The organism is Pseudomonas sp. 2995-1, assembly GCF_002742505.1.
GTDB lineage: Bacteria > Pseudomonadota > Gammaproteobacteria > Pseudomonadales > Pseudomonadaceae > Aquipseudomonas > Aquipseudomonas sivasensis.
In genome coordinates, this window is record NZ_LJSA01000513.1 from 1 (window position 1) to 272 (window position 272).

Below are 272 nucleotides of genomic sequence, written 5' to 3' on the forward strand. Positions count from 1 at the left end.
AATCACCACAATGTAAATAGTCTTTTAAAAATTGTATATTATGAAGAATGATATGACCATCTTGCATTGATAACACATCGGTTTTTTTTAAGTCATTTAGCATTCTGTTAACACTCTCTCGTGTAGTTCCAATATAATTGGCTATATCCTGGTTTGTTAATTGAACATTTATTAAAATACCATCATTCGATTCAACACCATAAGAATTACTAAATCGAACTAACGTAGAATAAAATGCACCTGTTTTTCCGCATAAAATTAAATCACGAAAC

The 272-nt window shown here is 29.0% G+C and carries 1 protein-coding gene; it reads right to left on the reverse strand.

Features of this window, described 5'->3' with window-relative positions; genetic code table 11:
* Nucleotides 1-272: Crp/Fnr family transcriptional regulator (locus AOA61_RS27280; RefSeq protein WP_143521267.1), on the reverse strand; the 272-nt coding region annotated here is incomplete at both ends.